The sequence below is a fragment of the Curtobacterium sp. MCBA15_008 genome, from assembly GCF_001865065.1.
In the GTDB taxonomy this organism is placed as follows: Bacteria; Actinomycetota; Actinomycetes; order Actinomycetales; family Microbacteriaceae; genus Curtobacterium.
On the sequence record NZ_MJGN01000008.1, the window covers coordinates 39,818 to 52,619 of the forward strand.

A 12,802-nucleotide genomic window follows, 5' to 3' on the forward strand; every position below is an offset into this window, starting at 1 on the left:
AGTGTCGAGACCTGTCGACACCGCGCACACGGCTGCGGAGAACCGCACGGTCCGGACGAACGGGGCCTGCGGCGGTTCATGATGAACGCCGTGGGCCGCCGAGCCCGAGGGAGCAACGATGCGAGTCCTGGCCTACCTGTTCGTGATCCTGGCGTCGACGGCGCTGTCCCTGGGAGCGGCACTCCTCATCGGGCTCCAGTTCGACGACGCGCCGAACGGACTGCTCATCGCGACGGCCTTCACGTCGCCGTTCCTTGTCATGGGGCCGCTCGTGATCGGAGCGCTCGCGGCGTACTGGGACCACCGGGCATCCCCGGAGAGCCGGCGGTACCTGGCGTGGTGGTTCACCGGCGTGGTCGTGGTGGACGTCGTCGCCGCCGTCCTCATCGTGCTCGCAGCGTTCGCGGCGCGGGCGCCGGTCTGGGTCCCGGGGCTGCTCATCGTCGGCACCGCGGTCCTGCTCGCCGTCGCTCGGCCGCTCGGTGGCCTGTTCCGCCGCACCGAGCGCCCGATCGCGGACGACCTGGACCGATCGCTCCCCGACGCGCGCGCCATCCGCGGCAAGGTCCGGGCGATCGGTACCACGTTCGTGATCGCCGCGGTCCTGGCGACCCTCGGAGCGGCGCTGCTCGCATCCGTCGGAGGAGAGCGTGGGAGCGATCTCCTGCAGTCGGTGCTCATCGCCGGGCAGCTCACGTTCACCGCGACGGCGATGGCGACGATCTTCGTCACGTTGCCGCTCAACACCGCACTCCGTGACGCCGGCGGGCGTGACATCGGGCGACTGCGTCGGTTCGCGAAGGTCGTGCTCCGGGGCAAGCCGATCCCCCTCGACGACGCCGAGGAGCGGGGTGCGGTGCAGTACGCGCGCATCGTGCCGGTGACGCAGCAGTTCCAACTCGCCTACATCGGGCTGCTGTACATCGGGATCGCGTTCCAGTTCGTGTCGGCGGCGATCCGCGGAGAACTCGGCGTGCTGCCGGACTTCTTCCTGGCCGCCCAGGTCGTGGTCCTCGTCATCGTGGTGCCGCTGACGGTGCGTCGGATCCAGCGCGCCCGGACGTACGCCGAGCAGCACGGCGGGTCCGCCGGGATCGCATCGGGGGCTGCCGCACCGCTCCGGTGAACGAGCCCGTGCGGGTGCGGCGGCGTCAGCGCTGCGCCGTCGGCCGGACGACCACCTCGCCGATGTCGACCCCCGCGGGCTGCGCGATCGCGTACGCCACCGCGGCGGCCACGGCGTCGGCGGGCATGGCGATCGCGTCCCGCTGCGCCTCCAGCAGTGCGCGCTGTTCGAGGTCGTCGGTCTTCGTGACGCCCTCGGTCGCGGTGAACCCCGGCGAGACGACGGTGACGCGCAGACCGGTGCCGTTCTCCTGACGCAGTGCTTCGCTGAGGACCCGGACCGCCGTCTTGGTCGCCGCGTACACGCCCTGCGCCGGCACGATGCGGTGCGCGGACGTCGACGCCGTGTGGACGAAGTGGCCGGACCCCTGCTCGCGGAACACCGGCAGTGCGGCCGCGATCCCGTTGAGCACCCCGACCAGGTTGACGTCGACCATCTGCTGCCACCCGTCCACGTCGAGCGCGTCGAACGGCGACACCGCCATGGAGCCGGCGTTCTGGTGCAGCACGTCGAGGCGACCGAAGCGCGACCGGGCCGACGCGACCAACGCATGCAGCGCCTCCCGGCTGCGCACGTCGGTCTCGACCGCGATCGCCTCGCCACCAGTCTCGGTGATGCGCTCGACGACGGACCCGAGCCGCTCGACGCGACGCGCGGCGAGGACGACGCGCGCGCCGCGCGCCGCCAGGTGCAGCGCAGTCGCCTCGCCGATGCCGCTCGATGCGCCGGTGATCACGACGACCTTCCCCTGGATCCCCTCCATGGTGTTCCCTTCCGCTAGTCTGAAACGGACACACGTCCGATTCGTCGAGAGGTTACCGGACACTTGTCCGTTTCGCCACCACCACGTCGCGCCGACGCCGCGCGGAACCGCGCCCGACTCGTCGACGTCGCCCGCGCGGCGCTCGCCAGCGACCCGGAGGCGACGCTGCAGTCGATCGCGCGGCTGGCCGGCGTCGGCCAGGGCACGATCTACCGTCACTTCCCCAGCCGGGAGGCGCTGCTCGCCGAGGTCTACCGCGACGACTTCCAAGCACTGGTCGCGTCCGCACGCGCGCTCGCAGCGAGGTCGCGACAGCGGGGCGCGCTGCGGTCCTGGCTCGACGAGCTCGCCGCGTTCGGGTACCAGAAGCACGCGCTGGCCGAGGTGCTCGACGCCGCCACGCGGCAGGAACTGCACGACGAGCAGTACGACGAGATCGTCGACGCGATCGGGGCGCTGCTCGGTGCCGGAGTCCGCGCGGGGGAGCTCCGGTCCGACGTCGGTCCGGCCGACCTGCTGGCACTGGTCGCGTTCCTCTGGCAGCTCGGGTCGTCAGCGGCGGAGCGGGTGCCGCACCTGCTGGGCCTGGTGGTGGACGGGCTCCGCGCCTCCTGACCGACGGGCCGTGCGCGGCTGACTTCGCCGTCGCCGGCAGTCCGTGTAGGATCTCGACCACTGAGGTAAAAGGCGCCGCGATCTGCGACGCACCCGCACGCGGCATCGAACGAGTCGCCACTTCTTCCCCGAAGGAGTGCGCCATCGTGTCGCCCCGTTCCTCGTCCTCCACCGAGCGTCTGCCCGCCGGTGACCCGCCTCCTCGTCTCGTCGACGCCTGGATCGCCCTCGCCGGGCTGTCGGCGGTGTTCCTCTTCGAGATGCTCGACAACTCCGTGCTCAACGTCGCCCTGCCGACGATCGGCCGCGAACTGGGGTCGTCGACGACGGGCCTGCAGTGGGTCTCGGGCGCGTACTCGGTCGCGTTCGGCGGCCTCATGCTGCTGTTCGGCGCCGTCGCCGACCACGTCGGGCGGCGCCGTGTGATGCTCACCGGACTCGTCCTGCTGGCCGTCGCCAGCCTCGCGACCGCTGCGGTCACGACGACCGAACAGCTGATCGCCGTGCGGGTCGCGATGGGCGTGGCCGCCGCGATGACGACGCCGGGGTCGATGGCGCTGGCGTTCCGGCTCTTCGAGGACGAGGGGCTCCGGGTCCGCGCCCTCACCGTCATCTCGACCGCGGGACTCGTGGGGCTGGCGGTCGGTCCGACGGCCGGTGGGTTCGTCCTCGCCGTCGCACCGTGGCAGGTGCTGCTGCTGGCGGACGTGCCCATCGCGGTGCTCGCGATCGTCGGCATCCGATTCGGCGTCACCCGTGACGAACCCGCAGGACTCCGGCGCGACCGCGTCGACGTGGTCGGCGCGTCGCTCGGCACGCTGGCCACTGCGGGCGCGCTCGTGACACCGACGGTCGTCGTCGAGTCCGGTGCCGCCGCCGTGTGGGGGTGGCTCGTGCTCGCCGTGACCGTCGTGTGCGCGGTCGGGTTCGTGGTCCGGGAACGGACGGCGCGGCACCCGCTGATCGACCTGCGTCTGATCGGCCGGCCCCTGGTGTCCAGCGGCCTCGCGTTCAAGGCCGCGTCCGGCCTCGCCGTCGCCGGGCTGGCGTACCTCGTCACCCTGCAGCTGCAGTTCGCCTGGGGGTGGCCGCCGGCCCTGGCCGCCGTGGGGACGCTGCCGCAGGTCGTCGTGCTGCTCGCGGGCGGCCGTCTCGTCGGACCGTTCGTCCGGCGGGTCGGCTTGAGCCGGGCGGCGTGGATCAGTGCGACCTCCGTCGTCTCCGGCCTCGCCGTCTTCGGCGCGCTGAGCCGTCACGGGTACGTGTGGGTGCTCGTCGCGCTCGTGCTCGTCGCCGCCGGCATGCGCGTCGTCGGCGTCGTCGCGGGCGCCTCGGTCCTCACCGGGCTCCCCGCGGACCGCACCTCGGTCGGAGCGGCACTCGTCGACACGTCGAGCGAGCTCGCGGGAGGTGCCGCGGTCGCCACCGCGGGCACGATCGTCGCCGCCCTCGTGTCCGGCAGCATCACCACGACCACCTGGACGGCCCCACGGCTCGCGACGTTCGAGGACGCCCTGACCACCGCCGGGGTCGGTCTCGCCGCCGTCGCCGCCCTCCTCGTCGTGGTCGGCATGCTGCGGGCCCGTGTGACCGGTCCGTCGGCCGGCGGGCCCCTCGACGACCACCCGCCGGCCCCGACCGCCGTGCAGCCATCGACCACCACCATCGCGACACCCCTGACCGAGGAGACGACCCGTGCCTGACACCACCACCCTGCCCCGCCCACCGTTCGACCCGGAGTTCGTCCCGTTCCTCACCGCCCTGGACGAACGCGGCGGCTTCCACCTCACGACGGAGATGCTGCCGCGGATGCGCCAGCTCGACGTGACGGAGGCGCAGCTCGACGACGGACTCCACGCCCGCGGGCTCGAGCGGCGCAGCGTCACGATCCCCGGCCACCGCGGGGAGCCGATCACCCTCGCCGTGATCCAGCGCATCGGGCGGACGGGTCCCGCGGCCTGCGCCTACGCGATCCACGGTGGCGGCATGATGTTCGGCCACCACCTCGGCAACCTCGACTCGTACGACGAGTGGCTGCTCGTGCACGACGTCGTCCTGGTCAGCCCCGACTACCGCCTCGCCCCCGAGCACCCCGACCCGTACCCGGTCGAGGACTGCTACGCCGGTCTCGTGTGGACCGCGGAGCACGCCGACGACCTCGGTATCGACCCCGAGCGCATCGTCCTGGTCGGCCAGAGCGCCGGTGCCGGCCTCGCCGCCGGGGTCGCGCTCCTCGCCCGCGACCGGCAGGGTCCGGCCGTCATCGGGCAGGTGCTCGTCAGCCCCATGCTCGACGACCGCGACGCGACCACGTCGGCGCGGCAGTTCGACGGTGTCGGCGTGGCCGACCGCGAGATGACCCGGATCGGTTGGGACGCGTACCTCGGCGACCGCCGTGGAGGAGACGACGTCTCCGTCTACGCCGCGCCCGCCCGGGCGACGGACCTGACCGGGCTGCCGCCGGCGTACGTCGACTGCGGCAGCACCGAGGTCTTCCGGGACGAGACCGTCGCCTACGCCAGCGCGCTCTGGGCGGCAGGCGTGCAAGCGGAGCTCCACGTCTGGCCGGGGGCCTTCCACGGATCGACGAGCATGATGCCGGAAGCGACGCTGTCGCGGCGGGCGGTGGGAGCCCTGCGGGAGTTCACCGGGCGCCTCCTCGGCTCCGTCGTTCAGCGGACGAGTCGTACCGTCGCCGAGATCGGACCGAAGCTCGAGGTCGCGCCGTCCGGTGCGAAGCCGTTCCGCCGGTAGAAGGCGTGGGCACGGGGGTTGTCGGCCGCGACCCAGAGCGACGCCGGACGTGTTCCGAGCACGGCGTCCAGCAGCGCTTGGCCGGCTCCACTCCCGTGCGCACGGGCGAGCACGTAGAGCATGGTGAGTTCCTCGGGGCGGACGGCGCCGGGCTCGTCGGTGGCCTGGACAGCGGCGAACCCGATGATGCCCGTCTCGTCCGCTGCGACCACCGTTCCGAAGGTCGCCTGCTCGAGGTTCGACCGCCACATCCCGATCCGCCGTTCGACGTCGAACCACGGATCGGTGTCCGGATCGTCCACGAAGCGGCCGTACGTCTCGCGCCAGGAACCGGCGTGGACGCGTGCGATCCCCTCGGCGTCGTCGAGGGTCGCCGGTCGGACCACCACGGCGGCTGCGTCGCGCTCTGTCATGTCCCGACCGTACCGGTGGGCCAGCGGGGTCACCGGCTCGTGCGCGCGACCTCCAGCAGCGTCGACGCGAGCGGCGTGCGGTCGCCCGCCCAGATCGCACGGAGCGGCCGGACCAGCGGCGCCCCCGCGAGCGGGATCCGGACGAGGGCACCCGAGGCGAGGTCCGTGTCGACCGTCCGGACACTCATCACCGCCGGCGCGATCCCCGCACGGGCGTTCGCCCGGACGATCCCGGTCGTCTCGAGCACCGCCGCCGGGACCGCGGGCGTCGCCCCTGCCTCCCGGAACCACGCCTCGATGGTCGCCCGGGTCCCGGAGCCCTCCTCGCGGAGCAGCAGCGGCGTCGCGGCCAGCCGTTCGACGTCGATGCTCGTGGCACCGCTCCAGGGGTGTCCCGGTGCGACGACCACGACCAGCTCGTCCTCGGTGATGACGACCGAGGACACCCCAGCTGGCTCCGCCGGCATCTCGACGAACCCGACGTGGGCGACGCCGGTCCGGACGAGCTCGGTGACCGTGGTGGAGTTCCCGGCGACGAGCCGCACGGTGACGTCCGGTTCGCGGCGCTGGTACTCGATGAGCCAGCCCGGCAGCAACAGCTCGGCGATCGTCTGGGAAGCAGCGATCACGAGTGCGCCGGTCGGTTGTTGCAACGCCGCCAGGCCGGCCGCGAACCGGCGCGACGCATCCAGCACGGGCCCCGCCAGGCCGAGCAGCAGACGCCCGGTCTCCGTCATCGTGGAGCCGGACGACGAACGGTGGACCAGGGGCTGACCGACCGCGCGCTCCGCCAGGGTGAGTCGCGCCGAGACGGCCTGCTGGGTGACACCGAGCGCCTCCGCCGCGCGCGAGAGGGAGCCGGCCTCGGCGATGCGTTCGAGCACCTCCAACGTGTCGAGGTCCAGGGTCCGGTCCGTCAGTCGCCGCGTCGCCACAACGAGCCATTGTGCCCCGCCAAGCAGACCGCCGTTCCGCGGACCGCCGCAGATGCGCAGGCTGATCACATGTCCGTTGCGATCGCTCCCACGCCCGATCCCCTCGAGCACCGCGAGGGACGCCCGAGACGGCTGTTCCGAGAACTGGAGCGTCCGGGGCAGATCGTGTCGAACCTGACACCGAACTGGTTCGCGTCGATCATGGGCACGGGCATCGTCGCGGTCGCCGCCGCGTCGCTGCCGGTGCAGTTCCCGGGCCTGCGCACCGGCGCGACCGTCGTCTGGGCGATCGCCGCGGTCCTGCTGGTCGCACTCACGATCGCGACCGGCCTGCACTGGCTGCGCTCCCGGGACGTCGCCGCACGGCACCACCTGAACCCGGTGATCTCGCACTTCTACGGCGCCCCACCGATGGCGAGCCTCACGGTCGGCGCGGGCACGCTCCTCCTGGGCCGGGACTGGATCGGCCTGCCGGCCGCTGTGACCGTTGACTGGGTGCTGTGGACCGTCGGCACGATCGGCGGTCTGGTCACGGCTGTGCTTGTGCCGTACCTCGCGTTCACTCGGCACGAGAACGGGCCCGACTCCGCGTTCGGCGGCTGGTTGATGCCGATCGTGCCACCGATGGTGTCCGCGTCCACCGGCGCGCTCCTGCTGCCGTACGCCCCCGCCGGGCAGGTGCGGGCGACGCTCCTGTGGGGCTGCTGCGCCTGTTTCGGCCTGAGCCTGATCACGTCCCTCGTCGTGATCACCCTGATCTGGAACCGGCTCGTCCGCCACTCGATCGGCAGCGCCGGCATGGTGCCGACGTTGTGGATCGTCCTCGGACCCGTCGGGCAGTCGATCACGGCCGTGAACCTGCTGGCGTCGAACGCGCCGACCGCCGTCGACGCCGACACCGCACGTGCGCTGATGAGCGTGGCGCTCGTGTACGGCTTCGCGATGCTCGGCTTCGCGCTCCTCTGGACCGCCCTCGCCCTCGCCGTCACCGTCCGGACGGCCAGGCAGCACCTGCCGTTCAGCCTCACGTGGTGGTCCTTCACGTTCCCCGTCGGCACCTGCGTCACCGGACTCAACGGGCTCGCCCTGCACTCGGGCCTCACCGCCGTCTCCGGCCTCGCCGTCGTGTACTACACCGGGCTCGTGGCAGCGTGGATCACCGTGGCGATCCGCACGTTCCACGGCTCCGTGATCCGCGGCAACCTGCTCGCACCGCCGCAGTCGACCTGAGCAGCACGACCACCGCCCACGGTTCAGCGGTCGGCGTCGTCCCCGGTGCGCAGCAGCGTCGGCACGAACAGGCCGAGCGCGAGTGCGAGGAGCGCGACCGCGCCGGCGACCGCGAGCCAGACGCCCCCGACCGGCCCCGCGTCGCCGAACCGCGCGACCACGATGAACGCGACCGCCTGGGTGCCGACCTGCACCGCGACGAACCGCAGCGCCGAGGGCAGGAGCGCTCGGAGCTGCACGCGGGCGGTCATCGGTGTCCACGCCCAGAGCAGGCTCGTCGCGAGCACGAGGTGCGTGGTGAGGAGGAGCACGGGGAGGTCCGTCCCGCCGAGCCCTGCGATCGCGAGCTGCACCACGAGCAGGGCGGCGAACGGTCCTCGGGGCAGCACCGCGGCGGCCACGGCGAGGAGGGCCGCGACGACGAGCCAACCGCTCGCACCGATGACGACGATCGACCCGACGAGCCCCGCGACCAGGCCGAGCGCACCGATCGTCCACGCCGGGACCGCCGCGCCGATCGACGGCGCTCCGGTCCGCGTCGCTCGCGAACCCAGCCTCATCCGGCCCGCCGCGGGCGGCTGAGGAGCCGGAGCTGCACGGCGGGGGAGCCGTCGTCGCCGGTCTGCCAGTGGATCTGCTCGACACCGGTGGCGGCCATCTCGGCGAGCCGGTCCTCGCGTTCGAGGGCGACGAGCCGGAACGCCGTGCGCTCGTGCTTGCTCGCCCGGCGCAGGTCCGGTGTCGGCAGCACGTCCACCGCGACGACCCGGTGGCCGGTGGCCGCCCACGTCATCGCCATCGTCGCGGCCTGCTCGTCGAGGAACGTCGACAGCACGACCACGAGCGACGCGGCCGGCACGAGGGGCATCCGCGTCGCCTCCGTCGCGTCGCCGGTCGGGGCGACCGAGGCGATCGTCGACCGGAGCCGCTCGAGGTGCCGCGTCCCGCCGCCGGGTTCGACCGAACGGGCGGTGCCGGCCAGGGCACGGAAGCCGACCCGGTCACCGGCGGCGACGTACGCGGTCGCGAGGGACACGGCGGCTTCGCGCGCGAGGTCGAGCGACGTCGCCTCGTGCCCGGGGCGACGGGAGCCGCCCCACTCCGTGACGTCGGAGCCGAGGTCGTCGCGGCCGTCCACGACCAGGACGACGAGCGCGTCCGCGGTGGCGAAGGTCCGCCGGACGTAGAGGTCCCCGGGGCGTTCGGCGCGACGGGCGGTGCGCCGCCAGTCGATCCGCCGGAGCCGGTCGCCGGGCGCGAACAGGGCGACGTCGCGGAACTCACCGCCGTCACCCGGTCGGGCCGAGTCGTGCGCACCGGTGATCCCGGTCACGCGCCGCGGCATCGGCAGGTGCTGCATGCGGAGGTGCGGCGGCGGGACGACCGCCTCGTGCACGGGGCCGGCCGCGGGTACCGACACCGCGGTGCCGCCCCGACCGAGGAGGGAGACGTGCGTCCGCAGGATCTCCTGAGGCCCGGAGTGCAAGACGGGCACGGTCCCGGTGAGCCCCGCCGCCGCCCGGCGATCGACCACGACGACGTGCCGGCGGTCACCCGCCACGCGGAGCTCGAGGGCGACGGCCTCGGCGGACGGTGGCAGTGCGACCTCCGTCCGGTACCCGACGCCGCGGCCCGAGTCGGACGGGGCGTGCGTCGTCACCACGCGGACGCGCTCCCGCCCGGGGCGAGGACGGGCACCGAACCCGGCGGCCACGAGTGCCGGCAGCGCCACGACGGCGAGCTCGGGGCGCCCGGTGACGAGTGCGAGACCGGCGAGGAACACGCCGCCGGCGAGCCCGAACACGAGCGCCGGGTTGCGCGCCCACACCGGCGTGGTGTCGGGCCCGGGCGCGAGGCGGGCGGGAGGCGGGTCGGGAACGCTCACCGCGCCTCCCGGTCGACCACACCGGACGCGACCGCCGTGGCGGAAGTACCTCGGCCGACCACCGGCGGCCCCGGCACCTGCGCGACGATGCCCCGGACGATCCCCGCGGGGTCCACCCCGTTCGCCCACGCCTGCGGCGTCAGCGAGATCCGGTGCGCCAGCACCGCGACCGCGGTGAGCTTGACGTCCTCCGGCGTGACGAAGTCTCGCCCGTCCATCACCGCGCGGGCGCGGCCGACGAGCATGAGCGCCTGCGCTCCGCGCGGCGACGCCCCGACCTGCACGTCGCGATGGGAGCGTGTCGCACTCGCCAGGTCGACGCAGTACATGGCGATGTCGTCGTCGACGTGCACGCCCTCGACGCTCGCCTGCATGCGGAGCATCTCGGACGCGCTGACCACGGCTGGGACCTCCGCGACCTCGCGTCGCCGACCGATCCGGTTGAGGAGCACCCGGTGCTCACCCTCGCGGGTCGGGTAGCCGACGGAGAGCCGCACCATGAACCGGTCCAGCTGGGCCTCCGGCAGCGCGTAGGTCCCCTCGTACTCGATCGGGTTCGACGTCGCGATGACGTGGAACGGTCGCGGGAGCGGGAACCCCTCGCCCTCGACCGTGACCTGCCCCTCGGCCATCGCCTCGAGCAGCGCGGACTGCGTCTTCGGCGACGTCCGGTTGATCTCGTCGGCGAGGAACATCCCGGTGAAGACGGGACCCGGCCGGAAGACGAACTCGGCGGTCGCGGGCGCGTAGACGAACGACCCGGTGATGTCGGCGGGCAGCAGGTCCGGGGTGCACTGGAGCCGACGGAAGTCGAGTCCGCACGCCGCGGCCAGGCTCCGTGCCGCCAGGGTCTTCCCGAGCCCCGGGACGTCCTCGAAGAGCACGTGGCCGCCCGCGAGGATGCTGGCGAACGCCAGTGCGAGCGGCTCCCGCATCCCGACGACGACGGCACCGACCGCGTCGAGGACGTCACGAGATCGTGCGGCGACGTCGGCGATGGGCATCGGGGCTTCGGTCTGGGGTTGGGTCACGGTCGCGGCTGCCTCTCGGTCGCGGTGCGGTCGGTGGGGGGTGCGAGCGCCTCGACGGCGCTGAGGACGGTGCCGAACGCGGCGAGGTCGAGTTCCGGCCGCCGTTCGCTCTGCAACACGGCGACGACGGTCGGCGGCAAGACCGCCTCGATCGCGGCGCGGTCGCCGGGGTCGTCCAGGTCGAGTCGGTGCAGCAGCCGGAGACGGTGCCGCGCGACCGCGCGGGCGCGGCCGAGCGCGCGCTCCGGCACGCCGCCGCGGGACCGGAGCGCCCAGGCGGTCTCGGACAGGCCGCGCCGGGCGCCGGGTGCGGATCGGACGGGAGGCACGGGCCAGGTCAGCGAGGGACCGTCGCGGATCGCGGTCCACGTCAGACCCACCGCGGCGACCACCCCGCCGACGGCGAGGGACAGCGGGACGCCGACGCCGAAGAACCAGACGATGGCGGACGCGATGACGGCGAGCACGACGACGCCGGCTGCGGCGCGGGGGTTCACGATCGGCCCGTCGGGGCGACGGCCCACTGCCGCTCCAGCGTCCGCAGGGCGGCACGGACCGCCTCGACGTCCGCCTCGGTGGCCGGGACGCCGCCGAACCGCACCGCGAGGTAGCAGCGGCGGAGGGTGCCGAGCGCGGTCTCGTCGACGTCGAGCTGCTGGAGGATGCGCGTGGTGAACTCGGTCGGGGTCTCCGCGGAGCCGCGGCGGAACCCGGCGTCCTCGGCGGACTCCTGCAGGCCGAGCCACGCTGCCGTGACGGCGTCCGACGGATCGCGGCGTTCCGACAGCACCGCGAGCGCGCGACCGAGCCCGCGGCGGATGTGCTGCAGCCCGACCTCGACCGAGGGGTCCGTGGTCACGTCGACTGCGAGTCCGGCGACGTCGATCCGTTCCGGGCGGACCCGACGGCGCCGGTGCCGGAGGACGTACAGCACCGCGAGGACGGCGAGCGCGACGAGGACGACCACCGCGACGACGAGGAGGCACGTCGTGTCGACGTGCTGGGCGGCCTGAGCGCCGAGCGGTTGTGGACCGGCGGTGGCCGCAGCGGAGGCGTCGTCCGGTGCCGGCGGCGCCGTGGCCGGGTCGACGGTCGGGGACCACCGTGCTCCGGTCAGGACGGGACGTGCGCCGAGGCCGGCCGCGACGACGACGAGACCGCCGAGGGCGAACACGATGACCGGAACGAGCAGGGGGCCACCACGATGGGGACCGTCGTCGTTCGCCATGGGGCCACGGTACCCCGCGGTGGCGTCCGGGCGGTCCGGAGGCCGCCGTCACGCAGCCGCTGGAGGCCGACGAGCCGCTGGTGCCGGGGTGGCTCGCAGCCATCGCGCCGCTCGCCGGCCCGCTGATGTTCGTGGTCGGTTGGTGGTTCGTCATGCGGCAGTCCCGGTACTCCACCAGCCCGGGGCCCGACACCCCGGTCGGTTCAGGACCGAGCCGGGCGCTGCCCCAGGACCGCGGCGACGGCGAGTCGGAGCGACCGCTCCTCGAACGGGATGCGGGAGCGCGCTCCGGGCAGCGCGCGTTCCAGCGCTAGACCGTTGACGACGGTGAGCAGGAACCGCGCATGATCCTCGAGGTCGTCGGGCAGTTCGATGCCTTCCTGACGCAGCGTGTCCAGCCACCGCCGGACGCGGCTGATGCCCAGGCGCTCCATCGCGAGGAACGTGTTCCCGGACTCGTCGGGGGTGGGCGACGCGATGTACGCCTCGTGCATCGCGATCCAGTTCTGACGAGCGTCGGCTCCGGTGCCGACGCTCGTCAGGAGCACCTGGAGGCAGGCTTCCAGTCGAGCGGCGGGGCTCTTCGACGGGTCGGCCATGGGGTCGTCCGCCATCTCGATCGTCTGCAGTCCCTCGACGACCGTGTCGAGCAGCTGCTGTTGCGTCGGGAAGAAGTGCCGGAGTGATCCGGTGCTCACCCCTGCGCGCGACGCCACCGCACGGACCGTGAGGCGTGCGGTCGGGTCCTCACTGAGCATGGTCGCCGCAGCGATCAGGATCTTCGACCTCGTGTCCGGAGTGTGCGGATCGGTCACCGGTCAC

14 protein-coding genes are annotated in these 12,802 nt (G+C 73.5%); 5 read left to right on the forward strand and 9 right to left on the reverse strand.

The annotated features are described in order from the left end of the window. Window positions 1-118 precede the first annotated feature (118 nt). The gene (locus BIU96_RS03850) at window positions 119-1,126 is read left to right on the forward strand and encodes a hypothetical protein (RefSeq protein WP_071291296.1); all 1,008 of its coding nucleotides are present in this window, start codon (window positions 119-121) and stop codon (window positions 1,124-1,126) included. 25 nt (window positions 1,127-1,151) lie between these two features. Here the strand turns inward: BIU96_RS03850 and BIU96_RS03855 are convergent, their stop codons facing one another. Beyond that, window positions 1,152-1,889, reverse strand: coding sequence for an SDR family oxidoreductase (locus BIU96_RS03855; RefSeq protein ID WP_071291297.1), 738 nt, complete (start codon window positions 1,887-1,889; stop codon window positions 1,152-1,154). A gap of 63 nt (window positions 1,890-1,952) precedes the next feature. On the opposite strand from BIU96_RS03855, the gene BIU96_RS03860 reads away from it, so the two are divergent. The 3 genes from BIU96_RS03860 to BIU96_RS03870 all read left to right on the forward strand — a co-directional run bounded on the left by BIU96_RS03860 (window position 1,953) and on the right by BIU96_RS03870 (window position 5,258). Further along, window positions 1,953-2,504, forward strand: coding sequence for a TetR/AcrR family transcriptional regulator (locus BIU96_RS03860; protein WP_071291298.1), 552 nt, complete (start codon window positions 1,953-1,955; stop codon window positions 2,502-2,504). A gap of 146 nt (window positions 2,505-2,650) precedes the next feature. Continuing rightward, entirely contained in the window at window positions 2,651-4,207 is a 1,557-nt protein-coding gene (locus BIU96_RS03865; RefSeq protein ID WP_368072964.1) for an MFS transporter, read from the forward strand. After that, window positions 4,200-5,258, forward strand: coding sequence for an alpha/beta hydrolase (locus BIU96_RS03870; protein WP_254785940.1), 1,059 nt, complete (start codon window positions 4,200-4,202; stop codon window positions 5,256-5,258). Before BIU96_RS03865 ends, BIU96_RS03870 begins: the two co-directional genes overlap by 8 nt. Here BIU96_RS03870 and BIU96_RS03875 read toward each other — a convergent pair. Further along, the gene (locus tag BIU96_RS03875; RefSeq protein ID WP_071291352.1) at window positions 5,177-5,671 is read right to left on the reverse strand and encodes a GNAT family N-acetyltransferase; all 495 of its coding nucleotides are present in this window, start codon (window positions 5,669-5,671) and stop codon (window positions 5,177-5,179) included. The genes BIU96_RS03870 and BIU96_RS03875 overlap by 82 nt on opposite strands. Before the next feature lie 29 nt (window positions 5,672-5,700). Continuing rightward, on the reverse strand, window positions 5,701-6,606 hold the full coding sequence (locus BIU96_RS03880; RefSeq protein ID WP_071291299.1) for a LysR substrate-binding domain-containing protein: 906 nt from the start codon (window positions 6,604-6,606) through the stop codon (window positions 5,701-5,703). Window positions 6,607-6,675: 69 nt separating this feature from the next. Here BIU96_RS03880 and BIU96_RS03885 point away from each other — a divergent pair, with 69 nt between their 5' ends. Further along, window positions 6,676-7,836 carry a TDT family transporter gene (locus tag BIU96_RS03885; protein WP_071291300.1) on the forward strand — a complete coding sequence of 387 codons (1,161 nt, stop codon included), beginning with the start codon at window positions 6,676-6,678 and terminating at the stop codon, window positions 7,834-7,836. 23 nt (window positions 7,837-7,859) lie between these two features. Here the strand turns inward: BIU96_RS03885 and BIU96_RS03890 are convergent, their stop codons facing one another. From BIU96_RS03890 to BIU96_RS03915, 6 genes are all read right to left on the reverse strand, one after another. Then, window positions 7,860-8,396: a hypothetical protein gene (locus BIU96_RS03890; protein WP_071291301.1), complete on the reverse strand. Its 537-nt coding sequence runs from the start codon at window positions 8,394-8,396 to the stop codon at window positions 7,860-7,862. Then, window positions 8,393-9,721 (reverse strand): DUF58 domain-containing protein, encoded by a 1,329-nt coding sequence (locus BIU96_RS03895; RefSeq protein ID WP_071291302.1) that lies wholly within the window; start codon window positions 9,719-9,721, stop codon window positions 8,393-8,395. The genes BIU96_RS03890 and BIU96_RS03895 overlap by 4 nt, the downstream gene beginning before the upstream one ends. Continuing rightward, entirely contained in the window at window positions 9,718-10,725 is a 1,008-nt protein-coding gene (locus BIU96_RS03900; RefSeq protein WP_071291303.1) for a MoxR family ATPase, read from the reverse strand. Before BIU96_RS03900 ends, BIU96_RS03895 begins: the two co-directional genes overlap by 4 nt. A 23-nt stretch (window positions 10,726-10,748) precedes the next feature. Beyond that, on the reverse strand, window positions 10,749-11,249 hold the full coding sequence (locus tag BIU96_RS03905) for a hypothetical protein (protein WP_139199768.1): 501 nt from the start codon (window positions 11,247-11,249) through the stop codon (window positions 10,749-10,751). After that, entirely contained in the window at window positions 11,246-11,980 is a 735-nt protein-coding gene (locus BIU96_RS03910) for a DUF4129 domain-containing protein (protein ID WP_071291305.1), read from the reverse strand. The genes BIU96_RS03905 and BIU96_RS03910 overlap by 4 nt, the downstream gene beginning before the upstream one ends. Before the next feature lie 203 nt (window positions 11,981-12,183). Then, window positions 12,184-12,795 (reverse strand): TetR/AcrR family transcriptional regulator, encoded by a 612-nt coding sequence (locus BIU96_RS03915; RefSeq protein WP_254785942.1) that lies wholly within the window; start codon window positions 12,793-12,795, stop codon window positions 12,184-12,186. Between the last annotated feature and the right edge of the window lie 7 nt (window positions 12,796-12,802).